The following is a 24,633-nucleotide window of genomic DNA, read 5'->3' as shown; positions in this document are numbered from 1 at the left end:
TGGCGCTCACCCCACAAGGCCCACCGACTCGTCGACCCCACCGGAACCCACCCCGTCCACGAGGCACTCGGTGACGCCCTCATCGACGGCACACACCTCGAACAACGTTTCGCCCTGTCGATCGCCGAACACACCAACCGCGTCTAGATCGCGGACTACGGTGCAGCGTGCCGCGGCAGGAAGTTCGACGACGCCGCCCTCGACATCGAGATCACCCGACCCGCGCATTCCTGTGGCAGAACCGCGATGCAGGGGCTAGCGTGACGTCGACACGGCCCGATCGGTGGGCCGACCGCCTCGCGCGGGAGGTCGCGATGCAACCTTCACCCTCGCGGACCCCGCCCACGGGTCTTCGCATCCTCGTTGCGGACACGCTGCCGCAGCAGGCCCTGGACGAACTCGAGCAACGCGGTCACGAGTGCGTCGTCGACACCTCCTTGGGCAAGACCGACCTGATCGGGGCCATTCCGGGCTTCGACATCCTGGTGGTGCGCAGCACCAAGGTCACCCAACACGTCATCGCGGCCGCAGACCGGCTCGCTTTGGTCATCCGCGCGGGGGCCGGCACCAACACGATCGACACCGCGGCTGCCGCCTCCCGCGGCGTACTGGTGGCCAACGTGCCCGGACGGAACTCGGCCGCGGTCGCCGAACTCACCATGGGGTTGCTGCTTGCCGTCGACCGTCGGATCGCCGACAACGTCGCCGACCTGCGCGCCGGGGCATGGCGGAAGAAGGCCTACAGCAAGGCCTCCGGGTTGCTCGGCTCCACCATGGCGATCATCGGACTCGGTTCCATCGGCCTCGACGTCGCCCAGCGCGCGGCTGCCTTCGGGATCGCAGTGCAGGCACTGGACAAGCCCCGTGGGTCGTCCGCTGCGTCTCGGATCGCCGAGTTGGGCATCACCCTCGTGCCCACTCTCGAACAACTCGTCAGGTCCTCCGACATCGTCTCCCTGCACCTCCCCTCCACCACGAGCACCCAGAGCCTCGTGAGCCGGGAGTTCCTCGGCTGGATGCGCCCCGGCGCGATCCTCCTCAACACCTCACGTGGTGATCTCGTCGACGAGGGCGCCCTGCTCGAGGCGCTCGAGGTGGGCGCGGTCCGGGCCGGCCTCGACGTCTACCGCGACGAGCCCGCCGGCGGAAGCAGCGCCTGGGAGTCCCCACTGGCCAAGCACCCGGGCGTCGTCGGGACCCACCACATCGGGGCCTCGACCGTCCAGGCCCAGACCGCGACCGCCGCCGGAGTGGTTGAGATCGTGGATGCGTTCGTCCGAGGGGCCGTTCGCAACTGCGTCAACCTCGAGCCCAGTCGGTTGGGCGCGGTGACTCTCACGGTCCGCCACCTCGATCGCCCGGGTGTTCTGGCCCGACTGCTCGAACTGCTGAGGACAGCCGGACTGAACGTCGAGAACATGGAGAACCGGGTCTTCCGTGGTGGGGAGGCGGCTGTGGCCTCCATGGACGTCGCCGGCTCCGTGCCTCCGTCCCTGCTGGACGAGATGGCTGCGATCCCAGAGGTCCTCGGTGTCTCGGCGACACCGTTGGCAGGTCTGTCATGAGCCGCACGGTCCGGCCCGCTGAAGCGCGCGTCGTGCGACCGGAGAGCGCGGCCCACAACGTCACACCGATGACGGACACCCTTGTTGTCGGCAGGGGCACCCGAAGGGATCCGATGCATGCGCCGGCTGAAGACGACTACCTTCCTCCGACGACCGGGATCCTTGTCTACCGGCTCCAGCACGGTGAGGACGAGCACGTCGGGGTGGTTGCCGACGTCAGCGTCCTGGCCTTCGCCGACGGACGGGTTCGGGGCCACGAGGCGGTTTGTCCTGCTCGGGTGAAGGGGCTCGTCGAACACTTCGCCTCGGTGCCCAGGCGCACGGAGTTGGTCACGCTGCTGCACGCCGCGGGACCGGACGTCGACCGGACCGTGGAGGAGACGCTGGACGGGTCACCACTGGTCGACTTCATCGGCCCCGACGGCTGGCGTCAGACAGTCTGGCGAGTCTCCGACGCCGCCAGTGTTCTGCTCGCTGATGCCTTGGACCGGTCCGTTCACTACATCGCCGACGGCCACCACCGTGTCGCCGCCAGCCTCGCGCTCTGGGAGCGGGCGGGCCGACCGACGGAGGCCGCACTGCTGTGCGTCCTCTACCCCCAGCATGGTCTTCGGCTGCGGGCATTCCGCCGACGGGTGCGTGGCCCGGTCGATCCCGACCAGCTCCGGCTCCTGCTCGCCGGGTGCTGTGACGTCAGTGAGTGCGCGCTCGGTGAGACCCCCACCGGCGGCACCAGCGTGTACGTCGACGGCACCTGGCTGCGGGTCGAGCCCGCCGTTGACCGTCCCGCCGGAGTGGGCGGCCTCGATCTCACCATCCTCGAACAACACGTGCTGACCCCGCTGCTCGGAGCCGCGATGGTCGAGCGGACGGAGAGCATTTCGGTGACGTCTCCGCTGGGTCAACTCGTCAGCCTCTGCGACCGGGACGGGGGAGCCTTGTTCGTGTTGGCGCCGCCGACCCTCGAGCAGTTGAGGGAGGTCGCCGATCTCGGCCAGGTGATGCCACCGAAGACGACGTACTTCGACCCCAAGCCCTATGCCGGCATCATCGTGCGCTGACGCGAGCTTGCCTCAGGCCTCGCCCAGGAGGACGACGAACGTGGCCGCGGTGGCGGAGTCGGGCGGCCCCTCGGGCAGGTAAGGAGGTCTCTCCATGGGCGGACGCACGCCCAGGGGGACGGTGGTGGCGACGACTTACCTGTCGCACGGTCCGACGGGTGCCGAATCTTGGCCTATGGCTCCGCGCGGAGCACGGCGCGACGGGTGATCACGAGCAGGGCCAGCGAGAGCACCTGCAACCCGGCGACGAGTGCCACCAGCAGGGTGAGGTGGTCGCGATAGAGGCCGCCGGACAGCGCACCACCGATGAGGGCGGCACCGCCCTGGAACGCCGCGAAGACGCCGTACGCCGTGGCCAGGCCGGACGACGGCACGAGGTCGGCGACCAGGGCCTTCACCGTGGAGTCCTGGATGCCGGTGGCCAGGCCCCACACCGCGACTCCGAGGAGCACGCCGGTCAGGTGGTCGGCCAGCGCCAGCGGCGGAACGATCGCGATGAGCACCGGCAGGCAGTAGAGCACCCGTGCACGCCAACGGTCGTAGGCGAAACCCGTGCCGAGTGCGGCGACGGCCTCGACCGCCATGGCCAGCGCGTAGATGACCGGCACGACGGCCACGCCGACCAGCCCGGCGTCGACCAGGTGGAACGAGATCACGCCGAACGTCATCAGTCCGAGGGTTCCCGCAGCACAGGAGGTCGCGAAGACGTAGAACGCGAGCGGCAGCTTCGCCGGCTCCCTCTGCTCGCCGATGGCCGGCGCGGGTGCTGCTTCGTCGGAGAGCGTCGTACGCCGTTGCACCTGCGCCAGCAGCACCAGCGACAGGAGGCCCGGGACGGCGAGCACCGCGAAGGCCAGCCACAGGTGGCCGGTGGCGGCGGCGACCGCGGCGACCAGGAGCGGGCCGGCGAACGCTCCGACCTGGTCCAGTGCCTTGTGTACGGCGAACCCGCGGCCACGCCCGACGGACTTCGAGACCTGGGCCAGCAGCGCCGACTTCGACGGGCTGCGAACCGCCTTGCCGGTGCGCTCCAGCAGGATCAGCGTGGTGGCGACCCCGAGACCCGCCACCCCGAGGAAGGGCGTGATCGCCAACAGGGGCACGCAGATCGCCGTCATGGCGTAGCCGACGAACGTCAGCCGCCAGTAGCGGCCGGTGCGGTCGGCCATCCGTCCGGTGACCAGCCGCAGGGCCAGCGCGATGGCCTCGCCGGCCCCGGTGACGATGCCGACGGTGAACGCCGAGGCGCCCAGCGAGCCGAGCAGGGGCCCAGCCATCGCCCGCATGCCCTCGTAGACCATGTCGGCGGCCAGACTGACGATGCCGAACGCGAAGACCGAGCGCCACGGCGTCCAGACGCGGTCCTGCTGTGCCGTCACGTCAGATCCACCGGGCGAACCAGATGCGGTCCAGCCATTCGGAGCGGGTGAGCAGCTCGTTGGTCCAGATCGGCCAGAACCACGCGAAGTTCGCCACCACCAGGATGAAGAACGAGCCACCGATGATGGTGCCGATCGTGCGCCGCTTCGACGGCCCGCGTTCCCGCCCGAGCAGGTCGCCCATGGTCAGCGTCAGCGCGACGATCGTGAACGGCAGGATCGATGACGCGTAGAACGAGAAGATCGGCCGCTCGTCGTTGATCTCCCACGGCAGCCACATGGCCAGCGTCCCGACCACGGCGAAGCCGTAGCGCCAATCGCGCCTACCGACCCAGGCGACGACCGCCCAGACCAAGGCCAGGGCGCCGCCCCACCACAGGATCGGGGTGCCGAGAAGGATGACCTCGCGCAGGCAGGTGCTGCCCTTCTCCGCCTGGCATCCCTGGGCCCCGGGCTGGATGTCGTTCTCCACGTTGACCCCGACGGGGCGGTTCAGGATCAGCCAGCCGCGCGGGTCGGACTCGTAGATGTGCGTGCTGCAGTTCAGGAAGTGCGTGTGGAAGACGTAGACGTCGTGGTGGTACGACGCCAGGGAGCGCAAGGACTGGACGACCTCGCCGACACCGCTGGCGTCCTTCTGCTTCGCCGTCGGCCACTGCTTCGACTCGTCGCGCTTCTCCTCGCACTTGTCGTTCATCGAGACGAACTGCGTGTACTGCGTCTGCGAGAACGCCTGCTCGTACTTGTCGGCGTGCATCAACCATCCGGTCCACGACGCGACGTAGACCATGAAGGCGACCACGACGAGGTGCACGAAGGCCGGGATCCCGTCGATGAGTGCCGACTTCAGCGTCGCCCGTCGTACGCCGAGTGCACGCCGGCCCGACGCGTCCCACAACCAGATGAGTACGCCGAACGCGGCCAACGGGTAGAGCGCGCTCCACTTCGTGCCGATCGCCAGGCCGAAGCAGATGCCGGCGACCAGCCGCCACGGACGGAACCACAGCCCCCTCGTCGGACCCCAACTGCCGCCGGGCAGTCGGGCCATCCGTTCGCGGGTCCAGTCCCGGTCGACGACGAGGGCGGTCACCGCGCACAGCAGCCAGAACGCCAGGAAGATGTCGAGCAGTGCGAGTCGCGAGAGCACCAGGTGCATCCCGTCGAAGCAGAGCAGCAGGCCCGCCACGCAGCCGAGCAGGGTGGAGCCGGTGAGTCGGCGTAGCAGCCGGCACAGCACCAGGATCATCAGCGAGCCGACGATCGCGGCCGAGATGCGCCAGCCGAACGGGTCCATGCCGAAGGCCTTCTCGCCGGCCGCGATCATCCACTTCCCGACCTCGGGGTGCACGATCATCGACGGGTCCGAGCCGTCCCACGCCTTGTCGGTCTGGCCGTTGAGGATCATCTTGTCGGCGTCCTCGACGTACTTGCGCACGTAGCCGTGGTTGAGCATCGACCACGCGTCCTTCGCGTAGTACGTCTCGTCGAACTCGAACTCCTTGGGAGTGCCGAGCTTCCACAGTCGCAGGAACAGGGCGAGCGCGGTCACTGCGAGAGCAGCGATCCAGCCGACCAACGGGTCCTCGAGTCGGGCCAGCGGACGCCACCGCTCCTTGATGGAGGGGAGCGGGTCGCCGTCGACGTCACGCGAGAGGGTCTCGACGTCGGCGGGCGGGGTGGTCACGGGGAGCCATGCTACGCAGGCAGGCATGATGGGCCCGTGACCTCCACCGAACCCGGCGTACTCGTGCTGGCCGCGACCCCGATCGGCCAGGTCGACGACGCTCCGCCGCGACTGGTGGCCGAGTTCGGGCGCGCCGACGTGGTGGCCGCGGAGGACACCAGACGGCTGAAACGGCTCACCTCCGACCTAGGCGTGACCATCAACGGACGTGTCGTGTCCTACTTCGAGGGCAACGAGTCCGCGCGTACGCCGGTGCTGCTCGAAGCACTCCTTGCCGGGGACCGGGTGCTGCTGGTGACCGATGCCGGCATGCCGAGTGTCTCCGACCCGGGCTATCGCCTCGTCGCGGCGGCGGTCGCCGAGGGCGTGAGGGTCACGGCAGTGCCGGGGCCCAGTGCCGTCCTCACCGCGTTGGCCGTGTCCGGGCTGCCGGTCGACAGGTTCTGCTTCGAGGGATTCCTGCCCCGCAAGGCGGGTGAGCGCTCCCGCCGACTCACCGCTCTTGCCGCCGAGCAGCGCACGATGGTCTTCTTCGAGGCGCCACACCGCACGGCGGTCGCGCTCGAGGCGATGGCCGACGCGTTCGGCGACGACCGGCCCGGTGCCGTGTGCCGGGAGCTGACCAAGACCTACGAAGAGGTACGCCGGGGTGGGCTGCGGGAACTCGCAGTCTGGGCTGCTGACGGACTGCGTGGCGAGGTGACCCTCGTGGTGCAGGGCGCCCCGGATGCACCGGCGCTCGACCACGACCCCGACGTGTGGCGCACGGCCGTCGCCGACCTCGAGGCCGAGGGCTCGTCCCGCAAGGACGCCATCCTGGCCGTCGCCAAGCGAGCCGGGGTCCCCAAGCGCGAGGTCTACGACGCCGTCCACCGCTGAGTCAGTTGCTGACCAGCGTCGGACGCCCCTCGACCACGCGCAGGTTCGCAGAGCTCCCCGGTCGAGTGACCGTGCCATCGACATCGAGCCAGGGCCCACCGTTGACCCGGTATCGCGCGGAGTACGTCGTGTCGACCCGCACCCTGTAGGCATCACTGGTGTGCTCGTAGACGTGGGAGATGTAGCTGGTCATCGGCAGGCGCTGCTCGTAGGCGCGACCCGGCCAGGACGTCGTCTGGGTGGTGTCGTCGCCGTGGACCCAGGTGAACGAGCTCGGCGTGATGGCCAGCTCGACCTTGCTGCCGAGCAGCGTGACGGTGCGATTGAAGGGTTCGGCCTCGGTGCGGAACAGGGTGTCGAAGTTGACCAGTGTCTTGCCGCCCGGCGGCTGGATGAGCACCTTCGAGACCGGCACCGGAATCCGCCGGAACGCCCTCAGCACCAGTGTGCTCGTGACGACGGGTCCGCCTTCGGACGGCGAGCATTCGCCGAGTGAGCCCATGCCGCCGAACTCGATGACCTTCACTCGTCCACCGGTCGCCGAGCTGGCTTCGGGTGAGCACCGGACAACGGAGTAACAGTCTTCTCCCGCTCCGTCAGCCGTACATGGTGTGCCGGCCTGGGTGTTGGGTGCCGGGCTCTGATCTGGAAAACGTGGATCGGGGACCTGCCCCACTTCCTTGATCACGACCTCGGTGAGCTGCGACGTAAGACTGTTGTCGCCGGGCTGGACCTCCGGGTCCCTGTCATTGCCCGAATTACCCGCGCTGAGGCTGACGACAGCCGCAAGTACGGCAGTTCCCAGGGCCATCATCGGATGATGTCCAACCGCTCAATGCGCCATCTACCTGCCTTCGGTTCCACGATGACGCGCATCGGGACTTCGGACCTGCGCTGAGTGTCCACCTGTTCGCCGTTGGTTCCGAAGAGCGTTCTCTCGGCTTGAATGGTGGACAGCAAGAATGAAAAGCGGCCCAGGCGGAGTTGCTTCTCGTCGAACATCTGACGAACGCGCCATCCGGGTGTCTCGTAGTAGCCGCCCTTTGCATATGTGTCGCTGATCAGGTTGCTCAGCTTGCGACACGAAACGCAGCGCTTGCTCCCGAGTTGCTCCAACGTCTCGGTGTCACCGGTCTGCATGGCCTCGCTGAGCGTGGCGAAGTAGAACCGCACGAACGTCTTCGCGCTGGCCTCGTCCGTGCCCTGGGCGTCAGCCGGGATGCTCGGCCCGGTGTCCGTGACAGTCGGGCTCGGCTCGACCGTGGGTGACGTGCTGGCAGTCGTCGTACTCGAGTCGGGGTCAGACGGGCTCGCGCCGGAGTCGTCGTCCATGCACGCCGCGAGCGATGCCAGCAGGAGCGCGGCCAGCCCGATGCCGGCGGTGGTGCGGAGGCGCAAGGTGTCGACCTTTCCGAGACGCCGCCCCGAGCGGCGACGCCGTTCACTCTAAGTCGGCCAGACGGGTCACGAAAAGGGTCACCCGAGAGCCTGTGGACAACCACGACCTAGGGTGAAGGCGTGATCGAGGAGCCGACCCGCAAGCGCGCGACGACCGAGGAGAAGAGCGGCAGCAAGCGCGACATGACCCGTCCGCCGGCGCCGGAGCCGCTGCCGCACCCGGTGGCCGACAACCACTGCCACCTCGACATCGTCGACGGCGACGACTGGTTCCGCACCGAGCAGGCCCTCGAAGCCGCAACGAAGTCCAACGTCACCCGCATCGTCCAGGTCGGCTGCGACCTGCCGGGTGCTCGGTGGGCGGTCAAGGCAGCGCACGAGTACGACGCACTCGTGGCCGCGGTCGCCCTCCACCCCAACGAGGCACCGCGCCTGGCCGTGGCGGGGACCCTCGACGCTGCGCTCGAGGAGATCGAAACGCTCGCCCAGGACGACCTCGTGCGTGCGGTGGGCGAGACCGGGCTCGACTACTTCCGCACCGACGAGGACGGCCGCGAGGCCCAGCACGAGTCGTTTCGCCGGCACATCGCCCTCGCCAAGCGTCTCGACAAGACGCTGATGATCCACGACCGCGACGCGCACGACGACGTCCTCGCGATCCTCGACGAGGAGGGCGCCCCCGACCGCTGGGTGATGCACTGCTTCTCCGGCGACGCAGACTTCGCGAAGCGATGCCTCGACAAGGGCGCTCACCTCAGCTTCGCCGGCACGGTCACCTTCAAGAACGCGCAACCGCTGCGGGACGCGCTGGCCATCACCCCGCAGGACCGGATCCTGGTCGAGACGGACGCCCCGTTCCTCACCCCGCATCCCTATCGCGGGCGTCCGAACGCGTCCTATCTAATCCCGATGACGATGCGGCTGATGGCCGACGTACGCGGCGACGACCTGTCCGAACTCTGCGCCGCGGTCGACCAGAACACCACCGCAGTCTACGGAAATTGGTGAGCGGCAATAGCCATTCGAAAGACCCCCTAAAAGCCGTCCTGACCTGCGAAGACAGGCATTTCAGGGGTGGGGAGAGCCCGGTCACAGCGGGGGTGATCCGGGCCTCGTCGGCTTGGCGTGTCCCGATTGTCGCGCTTATGGTCGATGGCTGATGGCCGGAATCGGATGAGAGACCGACCAGTGCACCGGTGGCCCCGAACGGCTGCCCAGCAAGATCCTCCGCAGGCTGGCGCCGTGCGGTCGCGCTGGTCTCCGAGAACCGGGACGTTCTAAGTCTGGAGACCTGTGCGCAACCGAATCGCACTCCTCGGCAAGAGCAAGACCCTCCTCGCAGTACTCGTCGCCGCAGTGGCCCTGGCGCTCATCGGCACCAGCTACGGCTACGCGAAGATGAACAAGGAAGTCACCCTCTCCCTCGACGGTGAGACCAAGACGGTCCACTCGACCGGCGACACCGTCGCCGACGTCCTCGAGGACGAAGACATCAAGATCGGTGAGCACGACATCGTCCTGCCCGGCCCGGACGAGAAGGTCAACGAGGGCACCCGCATCTCGGTGCGCTTCGGCCGCCAGCTCGAACTGACCGTCGACGGCAAGCCCGCGACGTACTGGGTCAACTCGGACAGCGTCGACGAGGCCCTCGACGAGCTCGGCATGCGCTTCGGCGGCGCCGACCTCTCCACCAGCCGCAACGCCGACATCTCCCGTGGCGGCCTGCGCCTCGAGATCGTCACCCCCAAGAAGCTGACGATCAAGGTCGGCAACGGCAAGCGCCTCACCAAGAACATCGCCGGGTTCACCGTTGCCGACGTGCTCAAGGAGCTCGACGTCAAGGTCGACAAGGACGACATCGTCAAGCCTGCCCGCAAGAGCGAGGTCAAGGAAGGCACCAAGATCACCGTCACCAAGGTGCGCGTGGTCCGCAAGGCCGTCGGCGGCGAGGCGATCGACTTCGACACGATCGAGAAGTCCGACGACTCGATGTACGACGACGAGTCCGAGACCGTCCGTGAGGGCTCCGCGGGCGCCCGCAACGTGACCTACCGCCTCGAGTACCGCAACGGCAAGCTCTTCGCCACCAAGGTCATCACCGCCGACGTCACCAAGCAGCCTGTGGACGAGATCGTGAAGGTGGGCACCAAGGAGCGCCCGGAGACCACGTCGAACTTCGCCGGGGGCAACACCGTCTGGGACGCCCTGGCTCAGTGCGAGTCCGGTGGCAACTGGGCGACCAACACCGGCAACGGCTACTACGGCGGCCTGCAGTTCAACCTCGGCACCTGGCAGTCGTACGGCGGCACGGGCCTGCCGAGCGAGAACAGCCGCGAGACCCAGATCGCCATTGCGACCAAGGTGCGCGACGCCTCCGGCGGGTACGGCGCCTGGCCGGCGTGCTCGTCGAGCCTGGGCCTGCCGCAGTAAGGGCTTCCGGGCCGGTCGGCACTAGGCTGACCCCCATGCCGGACGTAGAACACTCTTCCGCCGGGCCGAGACTTCTCGGCCCGGCGGAAGTGCGTTCCCTGGCTGCCGCGCTCGACATCCGGCCGACGAAGCAGAAGGGCCAGAACTTCGTCATCGACGCCAACACGTGTCGCCGCATCGTCCGGGACTCCGCGATCACGGGCAGCGACGTCGTCCTCGAGATCGGCCCCGGTCTCGGCTCGCTGACCCTGGCCCTGCTCGACGTGGCCGAGCGTGTGCTGGCCGTCGAGATCGACGACAAGCTCGCGGAGGCACTGCCCCGCACCATCGCGACGTACGCCCCTAACCACGTCGACCGCTTCGAGGTCGTGCACGCCGACGCGCTGCGGGTCACCGAGCTGCCCGGGCCGGCTCCGACAGCGCTGGTGGCCAACCTGCCCTACAACGTGTCGGTGCCGGTGCTGCTGCACATGCTCACCCTGCTGCCGTCCCTCGAGCGCGGCATGGTGATGGTCCAGTCCGAGGTCGCCGACCGGCTCGCGGCCCCTCCCGGCTCCAAGGTGTACGGCGTCCCGTCGGTCAAGGCCGCCTGGTTCGCCGACGTACGCCGTTCCGGTGCGGTCGGCCGCAACGTGTTCTGGCCGGCCCCCAACGTCGACTCCGGGCTGGTCGCCTGGACCCGCCGCGAGCAGCCGGCCACGAAGGCCACCCGCGAGGAGGTCTTCGCGGTCGTCGACGCCGCATTCGCGCAGCGCCGCAAGACCCTGCGCTCCACCCTGAAGAACCTGGCCGGCTCCGCCGAGGCCGCCGAGCGGGCCCTGGCCCATGCCGGCGTCGACCCGATGGCGCGCGGAGAGGTGCTCGACGTCAACGACTTCGCCCGGATCGCCGAGGGACTGCATGCCTGACTCCACCCGACCCGAGGTGACCGTGCGCGCCCCGGCCAAGATCAACCTGCACCTGGGCGTCGGCCCCGTGCGCCCGGACGGCTTCCACCCACTGGCCACCGCCTACCAGGCGATCTCGCTGTTCTCGACCGTCACCGCGATCCCGGCCGAGGAGTGGTCGGTGACCTGCACGGCCGGTGCGGGCATCGACGTCGCGGCAGTCCCGCTCGACGACACCAACCTCGCACTGCGTGCCGCGAAGCTGCTGGCCGACCATGCCGACCTCGCGCACCCCGTCGCGCACCCCGTCGCGCTCCACATCGACAAGGGCATCCCGGTCGCGGGCGGATTGGCCGGCGGCTCCGCCGACGGTGCCGCCGCGCTGTTGGCCTGTGACGCGCTCTGGGGCCTCGACACCCCGTTGTCGACGCTCCTCGACCTCGCCGGCCGGCTCGGCTCCGACGTGCCGTTCGGCCTCGTCGGGGGCTCGGCCGCCGGCCACGGACGCGGCGAGGTTGTCACTCCGCTGACCGACACCGGTCGCTACGACTGGGTGGTGCTCACCTCCGACGAGGGCATGTCGACGCCCGCGGTCTACGCGGAGTACGACGCGCTCCACGACGGCCTCACGATCGCCGACCCCGAGATCCCCGACGCCTTGGTCAAGGCACTGGCAAGCGGAGACGTGCGCGCACTGGCCGAGGCGGTCGGCAACGACCTCCAGCCCGCTTCGCTGCGGCTGCGTCCGGCCCTCGCTGCACCCCTGCAGGCCGGGCTCGACGCGTCGGCCCTCGCGGCGCTGGTCTCCGGATCCGGGCCGACCTGCCTGTTCCTGTGTGAGGACGCCGACCACGCCACACGAGTCGCAGCCGCGCTGTCGGCGTACGGCCGTGCGGTGCTGGCCACCGGCCCCGTCCCCGGAGCGACGGTGCTCTGATGGCCAACCTGATCAACCTCGAGAAGGTCTCCAAGTCGTACGGCGTCCGTCCGCTGCTCAGCGAGGTGTCCCTCGGCATCTCGCGTGGGGAGCGGATCGGCATCGTCGGCCGCAACGGCGACGGCAAGACCACCCTGCTCGAGGTGATGGCCGGCCTCGAGGAGCCCGACACCGGGCGGGTGTCGAAGACCCGGGGCCTGCACATCGGCTACCTGCACCAGGGCGACGAACTGGTCGACACGCACTCGGTGCGCGAGGCCGTGCTCGGCGGCAAGGACGACCACGAGTGGGCGGCCGACCCGGTGACCCGCGAGATCGTCGAGGTGCTGCTCGCCGGGGTCTCCCTCGACCGGGCCGTCCTGGGCCTCTCCGGTGGTGAGCGTCGCCGCTGCTCGCTGGCCGCGCTGCTGCTCGACGAGCACGACCTGGTGATCCTCGACGAACCGACCAACCACCTCGACGTGGAGGCGGTGGCCTGGCTGGCCCGCCACCTGACCACGCTGCAGTCGGCCCTGGTCGTGGTCACCCACGACCGCTGGTTCCTCGACGAGGTCTGCCAGTTCACCTGGGAGGTCCACGACGGCGTCGTCGACTCCTACGAGGGCGGGTACGCCGCCTACGTGCTGGCCAAGGCCGAGCGCACCCGCCAGGCCAACGCGTCGGAGACCCGGCGGCAGAACCTGGCCCGCAAGGAGCTGGCCTGGCTGCGCCGCGGCGCCCCGGCCCGCACGTCGAAGCCGAAGTTCCGCATCGACGCTGCCAACGCGCTGATCGAGGACGTCCCGCCGCCGCGCGACCGCATGGAGCTGCAGAAGTTCGCCACCCAACGGCTCGGCAAGGACGTCATCGACGTGGAGAACGTCGACCTCTTCCGCGGCGAGCGGCAGCTGCTCGACCACGCGACCTGGCGGCTCGGTCCCGGGGACCGGGTCGGCATCGTCGGTGTCAACGGGGCCGGCAAGAGCTCGGTGCTCGCGCTGCTCTCCGGAGACCTCGCTCCCAGTGCCGGCAAGGTCAAGCACGGGCGCACGATCGCGCTGCAACACCTGACCCAGGCGCTCGACGACCTCGACCCCGAGCAGCGGGTGCTGCCCAGCGTCGAGTCGATCCGCCGGATCACCAAGACCGTCGACGGCGAGATCACGGCGACCTCGATGCTCGAGCGCTTCGGCTTCACCGGTGACCGGCTGACGGCCCGCATCGGTGATCTCTCCGGTGGCGAGCGACGCCGGTTCCAGATGCTGCGGCTGCTGCTCACCGAGCCCAACGTGCTGCTCCTCGACGAGCCCACCAACGACCTCGACATCGACACCCTCAACGTGCTCGAGGACTTCCTCGACGGCTGGCCCGGCACGCTGATCGTGGTCTCGCACGACCGCTACTTCCTCGAGCGGGTCACCGACTCGGTCTGGGCGTTGCTCGGCGACGGCAAGATCTCGATGCTCCCGCGTGGGGTCGACGAATACCTCGAACGGCGAAGCGAGCAGCTGCGCGCGAGGGACGAGCGGGCAGCGTGGGCTCGCGAAGGTCGAGCGAGCGACGCCGCCGAGGAACGAGGCGGCGCGAGCGGGTCGAGACCCGGTGAGTCGACCGCCGACGCAAGCCCCGGGGCGGCGCAGAAGGCCAAGTCCGGCAGCGCCGAGGAACGCGCTGCTCGCAAGGTGGTCGAGCGCATCGACCGACGCCTGGCCAAGATCGCCGAGCAGGAGACCTCGCTGAACGCCCAGATCGCCGAGCACGCCGCCGACTACGGCAAGCTCGCGGAGCTGAGTGGGCAGCTCGACGTACTGCATGCGGAGAAGGAAGAACTCGAGCTCGAGTGGCTCGAGGCCGCCGAGATCCTCGAATAACCTCTTGCCCGCCTCGTGAGAATGGTGGGCATGGACCTGACCGAGGACGCCTTCCGGGCCCTGGCGCGCAGCTCGCCGTGGCTCTGGCAGAGCCTGCACTTCACTCGTCACGGTGAGGAGCCGGTCGAGGCCTGGGTGAACCGGCCCGGTGAACTGCGAGTCGTCGATGCCGACGGCCGACAGACGATCGAGCGCGAGGACCTGGGGCAGGCTCGAGGCGTGGTCTGGATGTCGTCCACGGCCGACGGCGGGCCCCAAAGGACGCCAGAGATCATCCACCGCTGGCCGCACGAGGTCGAGCCGGTACGGCGCTCCGACGGGCTGGTTGCCTCGAGGCCGGACTCGTTCGCCCAGGAAGGCGATGACTTCGTCTCGATCGACTACGGCGACCCGATGTACACCAACTACTTCTGGGTGGCGATGCTCGACCCGCGCGAGCTCTCCGAGTCCACGACGATCAGCGACCTGAGGGTCGACACGCACCACGGCCGTCCCGTGTGGCGCGCGCGGATCAGGCCCGTCGAGGGCTATGACCCGACGTGTGGGTGCTGTGCGCTGCTCTGGTCGGAGATCTCCGACCGCGACGAGTACGACGACTGGGAGCCGGATCCGGAGCGGTCCTACCCCTCGGCGTACGACGTGGCCCTGGACGTGCGCACCGGTGTCGTCGTCTCACTCGAGCCGATCGACGGGGAAGGCTCCGCACTGGACCTGGAGATCCTCGAGGTCGACGGGGGCCGGTGACGTGCGGCAGGTCGGGCAGAACTGGCGACAGGTCACCGAGAACTGGCGACAGGTCGATGGAAGTTCACGACGGGTCGGCGAAGGGGACCATCAGGCGACGGAGCAGGGTGGCGAGTTGCTTGCGGTCGCGGGCCGAGGTGTCACCGAGCAGGTCGCGCTCGGCCTCGAGGAGGGCGGCGAACGCGCCGTCGACCGTCGTACGTCCTTCGGGGGTCAGTCGCACGAGCACGCCGCGCCGGTCGTTCGGGTCGGGGAGGCGCTCGACGAGGCCGCGCGCGGTCAGCCGGTCGACGCGGTTGGTCATCGTGCCGGAAGTGACCAGGGTTTCCTTGATCAGCTTGCCGGGGGAGAGCTCGTAGTCGCCGCCCGCGCGCCGCAGGGCGGCCAGCACGTCGAACTCCCACGACTCGATGTCGTGGTCGGTGAAGGCGGTCCGCCGCGCGAGGTCGAGGTGGCGCGCCAGGCGACTGATCCGGCTGAACACCTCGACCGGGCCGAGGTCCAGGTCGGCGCGTTCGCGTGCCCAGGCATCGACCAGGTCGTCCACTTCGTCGCGCATGGCAGCATCGTAACGGATCGTCAAGAATCTTGACATCGAGACATAGGCGGAGTCAGAATGAAGTGTCTTGACGTCAAGATAAATCGAGGAGTCGCGATGAGCCACCAGTGGAGTCCCGAGCAGTACCTCACCTACGCCGACGAGCGCGGCCGCCCCTTCGTGGAGCTGGTCCAGCGCATCGGCGCCGAATCCCCAAGCAGGGTGGTCGATCTGGGCTGCGGACCCGGCAACCTGACTGCGCTGCTCGCCCAGCGGTGGCCGGCTGCCGAGGTCACCGGCGTCGACTCGAGTCCGGAGATGATCGAGCGGGCCCGGAGGGACGCGCCCGGCATCGACTTCGCCGTCCAGGACCTGCGCGAGTGGGTCACCTCCGGCCCGACCGTCGACGTGCTGGTCTCCAACGCCACCCTGCAGTGGGTGCCCGGGCACCTCGACCTGCTGCCGGACCTCGTCGACACGGTGGCCCCCGACGGCTGGCTCGCCTTCCAGGTGCCGGGCAACTTCGGCGAGCCGAGCCACACGATCCGCACCGAGATCGCCGACCAGGAGAAGTACGCCGCACACCTCGCTGGCGTGGCCGTACCCTCCTCGCACGATCCGGCGGTCTATCTCGAGAAGCTGGCGGCGCTCGACTGTGAGGTCGATACGTGGGAGACGACGTACCTCCACGTGCTCACCGGGGAGGACCCGGTCTTCACCTGGGTGACCGGAACCGGCGCCCGGCCCACCCTCCAGGCGCTGCCCGACGGCCTGCGCGAGGAGTTCGCCGAGGAGTTCCGCACCCGGCTGCGCGCGGCCTACCCCGAGACGCCGTACGGCGTCGTCCTGCCGTTCCGGCGCATCTTCGTCGTCGCGAGGAGGTCGGCATGAGACTGCACCACGTCCAGGTTGCCTGCCCACCCGGCGGGGAGGTCGGAGCCCGCCGGTTCTACGGCGAGGGGCTCGGCATGACCGAGGTCGAGAAGCCCGCCGAGCTGGCGAAGCGCGGCGGCTGTTGGTTCCGTGCGTACGACGACCGCGGGGAGACCGCCGCCGAGATCCACGTGGGGGTCGAGGACCCGTTCGTCGCTGCGAAGAAGGCACACCCTGCCCTTCTGTTGGACACCATCGACGAGCTCGAGGACGTCGGCGCCCGCTTGCAGGCTCTGGGGTTCGACGTCGACTGGAACGAGCGCGGGACGTTCGCCGGCCACCTGCGCTTCCACACCCGTGATGCCCACGGAAACAGGGTCGAGGTCCTCACGCCGGCCCACTAGTGTGGGTGGCGAGGAGGCACCGCCATGACATCACCATCCGGTTCCATCCAGACCCTGTCCCGAGCCATCGACCAGGCCGGTGACGTGCTCGCCGCCGTCCACGAGGACCAGTTCGCCGACCCGACGCCGTGCTCCGACTGGGACGTCTCTCGCCTCGCCGCGCACCTTGCGGGAGCGCCCGCGAAGTTCCTGGCGGCGGCCCGTGGTGAAGAGGTCGACTGGTCGAACGACCCGCCTCTCGGGGTCGAGTGGGCCTCGTCGTTCCGTGCGGCGGGTGACGACCTGATCCACCACTGGCACGAGGTCGGTGAGGACGGCGACGGTCCGCCGGCGCCGATGTCCGTGGCGGAGCTCGCCGTGCACACCTGGGACCTCGCCAAGGCCATCGGCTGGGAGCGTCAGCTCGACGAGGGCGTGGCGCAGTGTGGGCTCGACTTCATGTCGGCCTCTCTGACCGACGAGCTGCGCGGCGAGGCCTTCCAGCCGCAGGTCGAGGTGGCCGACGACGCGTCTGCCGTGGACCGCCTCGCGGCGTTCGCCGGGCGCCAACCCTGATCAGTCCTCGCTGAACAGCTTGGGCTTCTTCTCCAGGCCGCTGAGCCCGTTCCACGCCAGGTTGACCAGGTGTGCTGCGACCACGCGCTTGTCGGGCTTGCGGTCGGCGGAGAGCCACCACTGGCCCGTCGTGCCGACCATGCCGACGAGCATCTGGGCATACATCGGCGCGGTCTTGTGGTCGAGGCCGCGCTTCTTGAACTGGTCGACCAGGATGCCTTCGACCCGGCTCGCCGTGTCGCCGATGATCGACTGGAAGCTGGCGCCCTGCGAGCCCATGGGGGAGTCGCGCACCATGATCCGGAAGCCGTCGGGCTGCTGGTCGATGTAGTCGAGCAGGGTGAGCGCCGCCTGCTCCATGAGCGCGCGCGAGGTGCCGGAGGTCAGGGCGCCGCGCATCATGCCGAGAAGGTGGGTGACCTCGCGGTCGACGACCACGGCGTACAAGCCCTCCTTGCCGCCGAAGTGTTCGTAGACCACCGGCTTGGAGACCTCGGCGCGGCTGGCGACCTCCTCGATCGACGCACCGTCGAAGCCGCGCTCGGCGAACAGGGCGCGGGAGATCTCGATCAACTGCTCGCGGCGTTCGGCCGCGGTCATCCGGCTCCGGGGTGCGGACTTGCGGGAGCTGTTCGAGGTGGCCACCGGTCCATCTTCGCAGTTCGTTCGGTTTGGCCGACCCGGGTGAGGGAAGATCCTGTTCCATGAACGTGTCTGGATCCCGGCGTGGTGCCCTCGCCCTGGTGGTCGCCGGTGCGCTGCTGGCTGTCCTTGGCTGCAGCGCCCAGGCCGGGTCGGACGATCCCGCGGGACACTCCCAGGACGGTGCGGCCAGCCGCAGTGCCGCGGCCGAGAAGGCGCGGCACGCCCCTGTCGACCCGTGTCGCCTGCTCTCGGTCGCCGACCGGTTCTCCGTGATCGGTGCCGAGAAGGTGACCGGCATCGGCGCCGAGATGGAGCCCGGCGACTCGCGCCTGGTCCGCTGCGTCGTCACCGGCAACGACAGTGTCGCGATCATCTACTACGGCTACAGCTTGGTGCCCGGCCGGAAGTTCGCGGCCAACCTGCGGGACAGGGCCGACTACAGCGGGAAGCTGATCACCATCAACGGCGTGGGGGACGAAGCGCTCTACCTGCGCGACACGAAGTACGGCTTCGACGCCTGGGCGCGGAAGGGTGACTACACCGTGTTCGTCGGCTCGGGCTGGTTCCGGGGCGACCGGACGACCGCCGAACGGCTCCTGAAGACGCTGCTCGACCAGGTGACGCCGGGGATGCACGAGCATCCGATCAACGTGCCGCGCACCTGCCCGTCGCCGGACTCGAAGTTGGTCACGGACGTGGTCGGTCAGGTGCAGTACGCCGTCGGCCACGACCGCAACCAGAAGCTGCTCTGCACGTACGCCGGGAAGCGGGTGCGGGTGTCGCTGTCGACCGCGCGGAGCACCCTGAAGAAGGTCGCGCGCAGCTACTCGGACGCGCAGGCAGCGCCCACCTTCGGCGTCGACGAGTCCGTGGAGTTCAAGATCGTGCCCGACTCGGTGACTTCGCTGGAGCCCTCCGAGTACGGGCCGTGGGCCACCACCTACGTGCTGAAGCCGCCGTTGTTGATCCGCGCCTCGATGAGCGCGGCGTCAGACCTGGACGACGACGCAGAGGTCACGTTCGACCAGGCGGCGTTCCGTCGGGTCAACGAGACGTGGGTGCGCAACCGCGTCGCGAAGGGGCGGTAGCAGGTCCTGCTCAGGCAGCGGCCTGCTGGTTCTTGACCAGCTTGGCCTCGATGCGTTCCTTGACCGGCCAGCGCACGTCGTCGACCCATCCGAGCTTTTCGAAGACCCAGATGACCCGGGCGGAGACGTCGAGCTGGCCGCGCTGCACGCCGTGCCGGGCGCAGGTCGGGTCTGCGTGGTGCAGGTTGTGCCACGACTCGCCGCCCGAGGGGATGGCCAGCCACCACACGTTGGAGCTCTTGTCGCGCGAGATGAAGGGGCGATTGCCGACCGTGTGGCAGATCGAGTTGATCGACCAGGTGACGTGGTGCAGCAGGCCGACCCGCACCAGAGAGCCCCAGAAGAACGCGGTCAGGGCGCCGGCCCACGACATGGTGACCAGACCGCCGATGATCGGCGGGATGGCCAGCGAGAGCAGCGTCCAGAACCAGAAGTCCTTCGAGATGCGGACCAGGTCGTTGTCCTTCATCAGGTCGGGGGCGTACTTGCGCTGCGGGGTCTGCTCCTCGTCGAAGAGCCAGCCGATGTGGGCGTGCACCATGCCCTTGGTCAGCGCGCGCATGTTCGTGCCGTACTTCCACGGCGAGTGCGGGTCGCCGTCGCGGTCGGAGAACTTGTGGTGCTTGCGGTGGTCGGCCACCCAGCGCACCAGCGGACCCTGCACGGCCATCGAACCCGCGATGGCGAGGCCGATCTTCACTCCGCGGTTGGGCTTGAACGACTTGTGGGTGAAGAGTCGGTGGAAGCCGACGGTCACGCCGAGCAGGCCGATCCAGTACATCGTCACGGCGATGCCGACGTCGAGCCAGCTCAGCCAGCCGCCCCAGGCGATGGGTACGGCGGCGAAGAGTGCGACGAACGGCACCAGGATGAACAGGGCCAGCGTGATCTGCTCGAGGCGGGACTGCTCGTCTCCGCCGCGGGTCGCGCGGTCCGCGGTGTCGAGGGCCGGGCCGGTCTGTGTTGCGGTCAAGGTGGCTCCAGGATCGGTGATTCTCTACCGACTCAACCGTAACCTACGGAGCCGTAGGTTGGGCAGCCCGCTGTGGCGCGGACAACACTCGCGGATCCATTACCTACCGGTAACATGAGGGCATGGTGACGATCCAGGACATGTGGAACAAGGCCTCTGCCGTACCGATGGGCAAGAAGGCGTTCTCGCTCGCGTTCAGTCAGAAGGCGCCGTACTTCGCGACGATCCGGCCGACCTTCCAGGTGGTGAAGCCCAACCACGTGGAGCTGACCTTCCCCAAGCGCCGGGCCGTGCACAACCACATCGGCACCGTGCACGCGATCGCGCTGTGCAACGGCGCCGAGGCGGCGATGGGTGCACTGGCCGAGGTGACGATTCCCAAGGACAAGCGGTGGATCCCCAAGGGGATGGACATCAACTACACCGCCAAGGCCGACTCCGACATCACGATCATCGCGGAGACCGACCCCGAGCAGTGGACCGGCGACGACCCCGACCTGCACGTGCGGGTCAAGGCGGTCACGACGTCGGGTGTCGAGTGCTTCAACGGCGTCATCAAGCTCTGGGTGACCCCGAAGCCGCCGAAGGGCTGACGGTCAGTCGACCTCGGTCACCAGCGACTGGGACTGGGCAACCACGAGTACGTCGCTCCACACGGCGCCGACGGGGTCGATGGCGCCGCGGGCCTGACCGTTGAACGACCAGGTGAGGCCCCACTCCGTCTCGGCGGTGACCTGGTGCTCCCCGGGCCTCTGGAATGCCAGCGTGCAGGTGCTCGAGGCGCCCGGAGCCCAGGCCGTTCCCGTGTCGTCGCACGCCACCGAACCTGCCCGGCCGGCCGAGAACGCGACGCGGTCCAGGGTCGCGTCGACCCGCACGGAGTTGTTGCCCGCAGTCGCTGCGACGTATCCGGAACCGGTCGGGTCGCGCAACCAGAACCACGTGTCGAGGTTGACCAACGTGTCCAGGTTCCCCGTGATGTCCGGGTTGTAGTCGAAGGCCGGCTCGGGCATCGTCATCGAGTCGGTGGCCGCCTTGAGCAGCACCTCCGGGGGCACCGGCGGGACGGGCGGCTGCTCGCCGGCCTCGACGTAGACCCCGGTGTTGTTGAGGAAGTAGTTCAGCGAGAACTTGTCGAACTCCTCGAAGTTCTCGAAGCTGTCCAGCATGGTGCACGTCGGGACGTACCAGCGGCCCTCGGTGTCGTTCTTGTGCTGCTTGTAGCCGGCGTACGGCGCCCAGGGCTCGGGGTTCCACTCGTCCCAACCAGCCCCGGTGATGGTGCCGTCCTTGATGCCGTCGAAGTACTCCTTGCCGGTCCACAGTGGGGTCCGGTAGCAGGGAACCGGCACCGAGACTGTCGTGCTGCCGCCGCCCGACCCGGGGCTGCCGCCGCGGACCAGGGAGCCGGTGACGCTGACCGTGACGGTGCCGTTGCCGGGATTGTCCACGCAACCGACGTTGGCCCCGTCGCACGCGCTCGCCGACTCCATCGTTGCGCCCAGGGCCACCAGGCCGAAGGCGGCGACGGTGGCTGCCATGGGGATGCGAAGCGAAGTCAGCATGATTCGTCCAAGGTGGTGTAGTCGGTCAGAGTCCAGGCACCACCGGTGCTGGACAGGGTCGCGCGGCCGCGGACCCTCTCGCGGCCTTCGACGGGCCGCTTCTGCCCCTTCGTGACCAGGGACAGGTCGGTGGCGTCGGTGCACAGGGAGAGCACCGCCTGGCGCGCGCTGAAGCCGTCGAAGTCGACGCTGATCCGGGCGATGCCCGAGTAACGCGTGTCGGTGCTCGTGAGGTGGGCGACAGTGGAGGTCATGACGTCGACCACGGACGGTGCGGCGTTGTCGGTGATCAGGGGGTTCAGCTTCGCGGTGCGGCTCAGCTGGCGCTGACCGCGCTCGTAGGCGACGTACGTCTCGAGGGCCTCGCGCTTGGCGCCGGTCGCCTCGGGCAGCTTGGTGAACTCCAGCCCGACGCTGCGGTACGTCGTCGGGATCTCCGCCGCGCCGGAGCCGTCCGAGGAGTCGTCCCTGGCTGTCTCGCTGGACGAGGCGCTGGGAGAATCCGACAGGTCGAGACGGTCGTCATCCGAGTCGGAGTCGTCCGAGCAGCCGGCCGTGGCCAGGCACAGCACCGCGCACAATGTGGCCACGGATGCCCGAGCGTTCCTGTGCACGTGTCCCCCTGAGATGTCTAGAGCTCCCGCATGGTATCCCGGTGATGCCCGATGTCAGAAGCCGTGAAACCTCAGGCGCCGCCCCCGGTGTTCGCTTCGATGCCCGTGTCGCGCCGGGGCGCGGTTGCCGCCTTCTTGTTGCCGCGGCGGGCCAACCAGCTGGCGAACTGCGAGATCGACATGTTCACCGCGACGTAGATGACGGCTCCGGCGATGAAGATCGGGAAGAGCACCTGGCTGCCGAAGAGGACCCCGTCGTTGGTGACTTGCCCGCCGTAGAAGTTGCGCAACTCCCTGACTGTCGTGAGCAGTTCCGTGTAGGTGACGATGTAGCCGAGTGAGGTGTCCTTGAGCAGCACCACGATCTGGCTGACCAGGGTGGGCAGCATGATGCGCACGGCCTGGGGGAACTCGATGGCCCGCAACGTCGCCAGCGGCGTCAGGCCGATGGCCAGGCCGGCCTCACGCTGACCACTCGGCAACGCAGCCACGCCCGACCGCAGGATCTCGGCGATGATGCTTCCGTTGTAGAGGGTGAGCCCGATGACCACGGCCGTGAACGGGGAGACGTCGGTCCAGATGACGAACGGGAAGTACATCAGCAGCAGCACCGGGAGCCCGCGGAACACCTCGGTGAACACTGCGGCCGGCCAGCTCAGCACTCGGGTGGGCGAGAGGCGCAGGGCGGTGAGCACTGCGCCGAGGAGCACGGCGAGGACTGCGGAGAGAGCCGCCGCCTTCAAGGTGGCCACCAACCCGCGTCCGAGGGCGTCCCACACGTCGGGGTAGGTCAGCACCTCCCACACGTGGGAGCCGATGATGCCGTTGTCGGAGAGTCGCTTGAAGCCGAGGCCGAGGAGCGCGAGGACGAGCAGTCCGCCGATGATGCTGCCGATCAGGATGCGCCGCCGGGCGCGCGGCCCGGGTACGTCGTAGAGGACGGAGGTCATCGCGCGATCGCCACCTTCCGCTCGAGCTGACCGGCGGCGATGCCGGCCGGGATGGTGATGAGGAGGTAGAAGAACGCGACGCCGCCGAGGAACCACAGTCCGTCGGAGGGGTAGCGGAGGTTGAGGTCGCGCCCGCTGGCGAACAGCTCGGTGACGAAGAAGCCGGCCGCCACGCTCGAGTTCTTGGTCAGCGCGACGAAGATGTTGATCAGCGGCGGGATGATCGTGCGCATCGCCTGGGGCAGGATCACCGTGCTGATGCTCTGGGTGAACGTCATGCCGATCGCGCGCGCTGCCTCGGCCTGACCGGTCGAGACGCTGTTGATGCCGGAGCGGACCGCTTCGCACACGAACGCCGCGGTGTAGACCGAGAGCGCGACGTAGGCGCTGGTCTTGAACTCCACCAGGATGTCGACCTGCGGCGCCACGAAGACCATGAAGAAGAACACCAGGGTCAACGGCGTGTTCCTGACGATCTCGACGTACGCCGCACCCAGCCAGCGCAGCGGAGGGATCGGCGAGACCCGCATGGTGCCCAGGATCGTCCCCAGGATCATCGCGGCAACGGCTGCCACCATCGTCAGCTGGATGGTGGTCCAGAATCCTTCGAGGATCGGGTCGAGATTGTCGACCAGCTTGTCCATCGTGCTCCTTCACACGGGTCGTCCCGGGATGGCTCCCGGGACGACCAGCGTCGGCTCAGGGCCAGATCAGTAGCGGTCGACCTTGGGGAACTCGGTGGGCAGCTCGAGCACGGTGCCCGCCGTCTTCTTCCACGCGGCTTCCCACTCGCCGTTCTCGTAGGAGTCCTCGATCACGGTGTTGATGAACTCGCGGAACTCGTCGTCGCCCTTCTTGAGGCCGATGCCGTAGGGCTCCTCGGTGAACGGCTCGCCGGCGAGCTTGAAGTCGCCCTCGTTCTGCGCGACGTAGCCCGAGAGGATGACGTTGTCGGTGGTGAGGGCGTCGACCTGGCCGTTGCGCAGCGGCTCGAGGCAGTCGCTGTACTCGGCGGGCAGCTCGAGCTTCACGTCCGGGTAGTTGTCGGCCATGTTCTGCGCCGGCGTCGACCCGCGGGCGCTGCACACGGTCTTGCCCTTCAAGTCGTCCGGGCCGTTGATGTCGTCGTTGTCGGCCTTCACCATGAGCATCTGGCCGGCGTTGAAGTAGGGGCCCGCGAAGTCGATCTGCTTCTTGCGCTCGTCATTGATCGTGTACGTCGCGATCACGATGTCGACCCGCCCGTCGGCGATGGAGGTCTCGCGGATCTCGGAGGGGGTCGCCACCCACTCGATCTTGTCGGCCTCGATGCCGAGCTTGGCGGCGATGATCTTGCCCATCTCGACGTCGAAGCCCTCGGGGTCACCCGAGGGGCCCTTGAGTCCGAAGAGCGGCTGGTCGAACTTCGTGCCGATGGTGATCTTCCCGGCGTCCTGGAGCTTCGCCATGGTGGTTCCCTCGGCGAAGTCGCTCTTCTCGACGTCGGCCACACCCTTGTCGGCCTTGTCCTCCCCGCAGGCCGACAGGGTCAGCGCCAGGCTGGCTGCCACGAGGACTGCTTTCCATTTGGTCGCGCGCATTGCTGCTCCTCCATTGTGGTGGCCGGGTCCCCGG

26 protein-coding genes are annotated in these 24,633 nt (G+C 68.7%); 14 read left to right on the top strand and 12 right to left on the bottom strand.

Annotated elements, in window-relative coordinates; translation table 11 throughout:
- The first annotated feature begins 314 nt into the window (after positions 1 to 314).
- A complete protein-coding gene (locus ASH02_RS19575; RefSeq protein ID WP_082563957.1) occupies positions 315 to 1,565 on the top strand; it encodes a phosphoglycerate dehydrogenase in 1,251 nt (416 codons plus the stop codon).
- A gap of 113 nt (positions 1,566 to 1,678) precedes the next feature.
- Positions 1,679 to 2,626 (top strand): DUF1015 family protein, encoded by a 948-nt coding sequence (locus ASH02_RS19570; protein WP_056682186.1) that lies wholly within the window; start codon positions 1,679 to 1,681, stop codon positions 2,624 to 2,626.
- A 173-nt stretch (positions 2,627 to 2,799) separates the two neighbouring features.
- On the opposite strand, the gene ASH02_RS19565 is transcribed toward ASH02_RS19570, so the two are convergent.
- Together ASH02_RS19565 and ASH02_RS19560 are read right to left on the bottom strand one after the other, a co-directional pair.
- The gene (locus ASH02_RS19565; RefSeq protein ID WP_057295336.1) at positions 2,800 to 4,005 is read right to left on the bottom strand and encodes an MFS transporter; all 1,206 of its coding nucleotides are present in this window, start codon (positions 4,003 to 4,005) and stop codon (positions 2,800 to 2,802) included.
- A gap of 1 nt (position 4,006) precedes the next feature.
- Positions 4,007 to 5,689, bottom strand: coding sequence for a dolichyl-phosphate-mannose--protein mannosyltransferase (locus tag ASH02_RS19560; RefSeq protein WP_057295335.1), 1,683 nt, complete (start codon positions 5,687 to 5,689; stop codon positions 4,007 to 4,009).
- Between the two features lie 36 nt (positions 5,690 to 5,725).
- Between ASH02_RS19560 and rsmI the strand changes: the two genes are divergently transcribed.
- Positions 5,726 to 6,568 (top strand): 16S rRNA (cytidine(1402)-2'-O)-methyltransferase, encoded by an 843-nt coding sequence (gene rsmI, locus ASH02_RS19555; protein WP_057295334.1) that lies wholly within the window; start codon positions 5,726 to 5,728, stop codon positions 6,566 to 6,568.
- A gap of 1 nt (position 6,569) precedes the next feature.
- Here rsmI and ASH02_RS19550 read toward each other — a convergent pair whose 3' ends face one another.
- Positions 6,570 to 7,094: a hypothetical protein gene (locus tag ASH02_RS19550; protein WP_056682176.1), complete on the bottom strand. Its 525-nt coding sequence runs from the start codon at positions 7,092 to 7,094 to the stop codon at positions 6,570 to 6,572.
- A gap of 284 nt (positions 7,095 to 7,378) precedes the next feature.
- Positions 7,379 to 7,966, bottom strand: a complete 588-nt coding sequence (locus tag ASH02_RS19545; RefSeq protein WP_057295333.1) for a DUF6318 family protein — start codon at positions 7,964 to 7,966, stop codon at positions 7,379 to 7,381.
- A gap of 183 nt (positions 7,967 to 8,149) precedes the next feature.
- Between ASH02_RS19545 and ASH02_RS19540 the strand changes: the two genes are divergently transcribed.
- The 6 genes from ASH02_RS19540 to ASH02_RS19515 all read left to right on the top strand — a co-directional run bounded on the left by ASH02_RS19540 (position 8,150) and on the right by ASH02_RS19515 (position 14,814).
- A complete protein-coding gene (locus ASH02_RS19540; RefSeq protein WP_057295409.1) occupies positions 8,150 to 8,974 on the top strand; it encodes a TatD family hydrolase in 825 nt (274 codons plus the stop codon).
- A 285-nt stretch (positions 8,975 to 9,259) separates the two neighbouring features.
- Positions 9,260 to 10,396, top strand: a complete 1,137-nt coding sequence (locus ASH02_RS27320; RefSeq protein WP_057295332.1) for a resuscitation-promoting factor — start codon at positions 9,260 to 9,262, stop codon at positions 10,394 to 10,396.
- Between the two features lie 35 nt (positions 10,397 to 10,431).
- Positions 10,432 to 11,304, top strand: coding sequence for a 16S rRNA (adenine(1518)-N(6)/adenine(1519)-N(6))-dimethyltransferase RsmA (gene rsmA, locus ASH02_RS19530; RefSeq protein ID WP_056682167.1), 873 nt, complete (start codon positions 10,432 to 10,434; stop codon positions 11,302 to 11,304).
- Positions 11,297 to 12,220, top strand: a complete 924-nt coding sequence (locus tag ASH02_RS19525; protein WP_056682165.1) for a 4-(cytidine 5'-diphospho)-2-C-methyl-D-erythritol kinase — start codon at positions 11,297 to 11,299, stop codon at positions 12,218 to 12,220. Before rsmA ends, ASH02_RS19525 begins: the two co-directional genes overlap by 8 nt.
- Positions 12,220 to 14,070 (top strand): ABC-F family ATP-binding cassette domain-containing protein, encoded by a 1,851-nt coding sequence (locus ASH02_RS19520; protein WP_056682162.1) that lies wholly within the window; start codon positions 12,220 to 12,222, stop codon positions 14,068 to 14,070. Before ASH02_RS19525 ends, ASH02_RS19520 begins: the two co-directional genes overlap by 1 nt.
- A 30-nt stretch (positions 14,071 to 14,100) precedes the next feature.
- Positions 14,101 to 14,814, top strand: coding sequence for a hypothetical protein (locus ASH02_RS19515; RefSeq protein WP_156393647.1), 714 nt, complete (start codon positions 14,101 to 14,103; stop codon positions 14,812 to 14,814).
- Between the two features lie 64 nt (positions 14,815 to 14,878).
- Here ASH02_RS19515 and ASH02_RS19510 read toward each other — a convergent pair whose 3' ends face one another.
- Positions 14,879 to 15,373, bottom strand: a complete 495-nt coding sequence (locus ASH02_RS19510; protein WP_056682156.1) for a MarR family winged helix-turn-helix transcriptional regulator — start codon at positions 15,371 to 15,373, stop codon at positions 14,879 to 14,881.
- Positions 15,374 to 15,469: 96 nt separating this feature from the next.
- Between ASH02_RS19510 and ASH02_RS19505 the strand changes: the two genes are divergently transcribed.
- From ASH02_RS19505 to ASH02_RS19495, 3 genes are read left to right on the top strand one after another with little or no spacing between them, the layout of a single operon-like run.
- Positions 15,470 to 16,243, top strand: a complete 774-nt coding sequence (locus ASH02_RS19505; protein WP_056682154.1) for a trans-aconitate 2-methyltransferase — start codon at positions 15,470 to 15,472, stop codon at positions 16,241 to 16,243.
- On the top strand, positions 16,240 to 16,629 hold the full coding sequence (locus ASH02_RS19500) for a VOC family protein (RefSeq protein WP_056682150.1): 390 nt from the start codon (positions 16,240 to 16,242) through the stop codon (positions 16,627 to 16,629). The genes ASH02_RS19505 and ASH02_RS19500 overlap by 4 nt, the downstream gene beginning before the upstream one ends.
- Before the next feature lie 24 nt (positions 16,630 to 16,653).
- The gene (locus ASH02_RS19495) at positions 16,654 to 17,184 is read left to right on the top strand and encodes a TIGR03086 family metal-binding protein (protein WP_056682147.1); all 531 of its coding nucleotides are present in this window, start codon (positions 16,654 to 16,656) and stop codon (positions 17,182 to 17,184) included.
- Here ASH02_RS19495 and ASH02_RS19490 read toward each other — a convergent pair whose 3' ends face one another.
- Positions 17,185 to 17,829, bottom strand: coding sequence for a TetR/AcrR family transcriptional regulator (locus tag ASH02_RS19490; RefSeq protein WP_235539086.1), 645 nt, complete (start codon positions 17,827 to 17,829; stop codon positions 17,185 to 17,187).
- Positions 17,830 to 17,888: 59 nt separating this feature from the next.
- Between ASH02_RS19490 and ASH02_RS19485 the strand changes: the two genes are divergently transcribed.
- The gene (locus tag ASH02_RS19485) at positions 17,889 to 18,917 is read left to right on the top strand and encodes a hypothetical protein (protein WP_056682141.1); all 1,029 of its coding nucleotides are present in this window, start codon (positions 17,889 to 17,891) and stop codon (positions 18,915 to 18,917) included.
- Positions 18,918 to 18,927: 10 nt separating this feature from the next.
- Here the strand turns inward: ASH02_RS19485 and ASH02_RS19480 are convergent, their stop codons facing one another.
- Positions 18,928 to 19,890 carry an acyl-CoA desaturase gene (locus ASH02_RS19480; RefSeq protein WP_056682139.1) on the bottom strand — a complete coding sequence of 321 codons (963 nt, stop codon included), beginning with the start codon at positions 19,888 to 19,890 and terminating at the stop codon, positions 18,928 to 18,930.
- A 122-nt stretch (positions 19,891 to 20,012) separates the two neighbouring features.
- Here ASH02_RS19480 and ASH02_RS19475 point away from each other — a divergent pair, with 122 nt between their 5' ends.
- On the top strand, positions 20,013 to 20,483 hold the full coding sequence (locus ASH02_RS19475) for a hotdog fold domain-containing protein (RefSeq protein ID WP_056682136.1): 471 nt from the start codon (positions 20,013 to 20,015) through the stop codon (positions 20,481 to 20,483).
- Between the two features lie 3 nt (positions 20,484 to 20,486).
- Here the strand turns inward: ASH02_RS19475 and ASH02_RS19470 are convergent, their stop codons facing one another.
- From ASH02_RS19470 to ASH02_RS19450, 5 genes are all read right to left on the bottom strand, one after another.
- On the bottom strand, positions 20,487 to 21,455 hold the full coding sequence (locus tag ASH02_RS19470; RefSeq protein WP_156409813.1) for a hypothetical protein: 969 nt from the start codon (positions 21,453 to 21,455) through the stop codon (positions 20,487 to 20,489).
- On the bottom strand, positions 21,449 to 22,045 hold the full coding sequence (locus ASH02_RS19465; RefSeq protein WP_156393645.1) for a hypothetical protein: 597 nt from the start codon (positions 22,043 to 22,045) through the stop codon (positions 21,449 to 21,451). Before ASH02_RS19465 ends, ASH02_RS19470 begins: the two co-directional genes overlap by 7 nt.
- Positions 22,046 to 22,140: 95 nt before the next feature.
- The gene (locus ASH02_RS19460; protein WP_056682128.1) at positions 22,141 to 23,019 is read right to left on the bottom strand and encodes an amino acid ABC transporter permease; all 879 of its coding nucleotides are present in this window, start codon (positions 23,017 to 23,019) and stop codon (positions 22,141 to 22,143) included.
- A complete protein-coding gene (locus tag ASH02_RS19455) occupies positions 23,016 to 23,663 on the bottom strand; it encodes an amino acid ABC transporter permease (protein ID WP_056682125.1) in 648 nt (215 codons plus the stop codon). Before ASH02_RS19455 ends, ASH02_RS19460 begins: the two co-directional genes overlap by 4 nt.
- A gap of 66 nt (positions 23,664 to 23,729) precedes the next feature.
- Positions 23,730 to 24,599: a glutamate ABC transporter substrate-binding protein gene (locus ASH02_RS19450; RefSeq protein WP_056682121.1), complete on the bottom strand. Its 870-nt coding sequence runs from the start codon at positions 24,597 to 24,599 to the stop codon at positions 23,730 to 23,732.
- Positions 24,600 to 24,633 lie beyond the last annotated feature (34 nt).

The sequence above is a fragment of the Nocardioides sp. Soil796 genome (assembly GCF_001429525.1).
In the GTDB taxonomy this organism is placed as follows: domain Bacteria; phylum Actinomycetota; class Actinomycetes; order Propionibacteriales; family Nocardioidaceae; genus Nocardioides.
This window is presented reverse-complemented; position numbering and strand designations above follow the sequence as displayed.